Below are 1,881 nucleotides of genomic sequence, written 5' to 3'. Positions count from 1 at the left end.
GGCGTCGTGCCAGGATCGGATTAGTTCAACAAACGTTTATCCGTCGTGCGCGCGCGGCGTCGCGCTCCGACCCGGGCTCCGTGCGGCGCGCACGACGGATAAACGCTTATTCGTTAGGCCGGAAGCAAAAAAAAGCAGTCAGCCCCGGCGTGGTACAAGCGCCCGCGGTTGCGATAGATAGGGAAAAGGGGAAAAGGGGAAAAGGGGCCAGGCTCAATTAAATCAGAGCGGCAACTCTTCCTGCTTTCCCTCGGGGAGCGAGTCGTCGTCTTTTCGCCGCCGCGGGCGCCCACGCTTCTTGAGTTCGCGCCGCTGGCCAGTTGCTGCTTCGATCTGGTCGTAGAACCGTTGATTCCCAATGGGCTGATTCTGGTTCAATGCCATCCGCAGTTCGTTGATCGGCTCATCGTCCAGCCCGGTGACAAATAGCTCCCGGTAGGCCTGTTGCCGAGCGACGGCGCTATTGCCCAAAGCCGTGTACAAGTGATGTGGCGAGAGGATTCCGTTTGGTGCGCCAAGCGCGTGATGCCGGTAGCTCGACCAGGGATAATCCGCCGGGTCGGCGACCATGGCCGCCCGGACCGGGTTCATCTCGATGTAGCGTTGGCACGACAAGAGATACGTCTCGGCCTGCACCAGGGAGGATTTGTACCTGCTGTCCCAGAGGGTTCCTGTGCGCCGGTAGCTGTGGTTGATGTATTGCACGTACCGGCGCCCCACGGCGATAATGACCCGCGGAATCGATCCGGCGCTTGCGGGCGTGACCAGCAAATGGACGTGGTTTGTCATCAGCACGTAGGCGTGCAGCACGCAACCCTCGCGTGCCAGCGCCTCGCCGAGCCACTGCAGGTAGGCATGGTAGTCCTGTTCATCGAAGAAGCACGGCTCACGATTATGTCCCCGCTGCAAAATGTGCAGCGGGACGGCATCGAGATGGACACGGCGGCGGCGGGGCATGCGTCAAGTTTAGCAGAAATTGAGCTTGGCCCCTTTTTGCTCGCGGCGTCGCGCTCCGACTCAGGCTCAGTGCGGCGCGCACGCCGGATAAACGCTTTCTCGTTAGAGCGCAACAACCGAGGTACCTGTGCAGTCATCATCCCTAATCTTTACCGCAACACTTTGTGTCCAATTGCTTCTCGCACATCAAGCCCTGTCCGAGGACACTCCGCCTATTAACTGCAAGTCTCCAAAGGCCACAACAGAAGTCAACTATTGCGCTGAAAAGGCCAATGAAAAGGCCGATCTTGAGCTTAATGTGTTATACAAAAAGCTTCGCGATAAGCTGAACCAAGAAGACAAAGATGCGCTCGCCCAAACAGAGCGAAAGTGGGTCGCTTTACGTGACGAGATTTGTGATTTTGAAACTCAGCCCGCGGAAAACGGCACAGGATGGTCAGGCTTTAATGCAGATTGTCTAACGCGCCTAACAAAAAACCGGCTTAGTGATTTGAAAAGCGCCCTTGAGTTTAGACAATGAAATAGGAAAAGGGGCCAGTGCGGCTTGGCAATGTCGCATAATCTAGTGGGTGGAACTCCCACCTGGGTAATCGCTAGCCGCGAGCCCAGTATCGAGCCTTGCGGCGCGAGCGGTAACGGGCGTGTCGATGCGTAGGCGCGAAAGTAGGCGAGGTGTAAAGGGAATTACGGTGACAGTTTACTAAATGCACCGAATACGGAAACGCAAGGGGAAGCGGAGACCGGACTTGCCTCTTGCCGAAGGTAGAAGGTAAGAGGTCAGGTCTTGACTTATTCCCCGCGGCATAAGTCAAGACCTGATGATCATCTAGCCGACCCCGCCCGTTGGCCTACAGTTTAGGTAGGGATCAACCCGAACTGAAGACCGGACAGGAGGAGTCGACCATGAAACTTTACGGCGGAATC

2 protein-coding genes are annotated in these 1,881 nt (G+C 56.8%); one reads left to right on the top strand and one right to left on the bottom strand.

All coding sequences use genetic code 11. From position 1 onward, the window contains the following. Positions 1–222: 222 nt before the first annotated feature. Entirely contained in the window at positions 223–957 is a 735-nt protein-coding gene (locus tag QZY48_RS01035; protein WP_295426584.1) for a transposase, read from the bottom strand. A 127-nt stretch (positions 958–1,084) separates the two neighbouring features. On the opposite strand from QZY48_RS01035, the gene QZY48_RS01030 reads away from it, so the two are divergent. Then, the gene (locus QZY48_RS01030) at positions 1,085–1,477 is read left to right on the top strand and encodes a lysozyme inhibitor LprI family protein (protein ID WP_295426583.1); all 393 of its coding nucleotides are present in this window, start codon (positions 1,085–1,087) and stop codon (positions 1,475–1,477) included. The last annotated feature ends 404 nt before the right edge of the window (positions 1,478–1,881 follow it).

This window comes from uncultured Thiodictyon sp. (assembly GCF_903828115.1).
GTDB lineage: Bacteria > Pseudomonadota > Gammaproteobacteria > Chromatiales > Chromatiaceae > Thiodictyon.
The sequence above is the reverse complement of the archived record's forward strand: the minus strand, read 5'-3'. Positions and strand labels throughout refer to the sequence as shown.